Consider the following 348-nt stretch of genomic DNA (forward strand, 5'->3'; position numbering starts at 1 on the left):
TCGGGAATGTGCCCCGGTGCAGCCGCACCGAGGCAGCGCGCGAGTATATCGGCCACCGCCCTGGCACCGGCTGCGCGAGGTCCGCCGCGTGTGCTCGGGCTATGCTTGCAGGCTGACATCCGCCGGCCACACCGGAGAGCTGCGCATGAGCGCACACATCGAAGCACTTGCCCAGGCGGCCACGCGCGCGGCTCAGCAGGGTCAATGGCAGGACGCCGAGCGCCTGTGGGCGCAGGTGCGCGCGCAGCAGCCGCAGCATCCGCAGGCCCTGCACGGCCTCGGCATGCAGGCCTTCCGGCGTGGTGCCCTCGACGAGGCCCTGGCGCTGCTGCAGCAGGCACACCGGGC

1 protein-coding gene is annotated in these 348 nt (G+C 73.0%); it reads left to right on the forward strand.

Features of this window, described 5'->3' with window-relative positions; all coding sequences use genetic code 11:
• Positions 1-145: 145 nt before the first annotated feature.
• Positions 146-348, forward strand: a 203-nt coding sequence (locus FLQ44_RS01700) for a tetratricopeptide repeat protein (protein ID WP_147692782.1), incomplete at its 3' end; no start/stop codon positions are given.

This window comes from Vogesella mureinivorans, from assembly GCF_007644035.1.
Taxonomy (GTDB): domain Bacteria; phylum Pseudomonadota; class Gammaproteobacteria; order Burkholderiales; family Chromobacteriaceae; genus Vogesella; species Vogesella mureinivorans.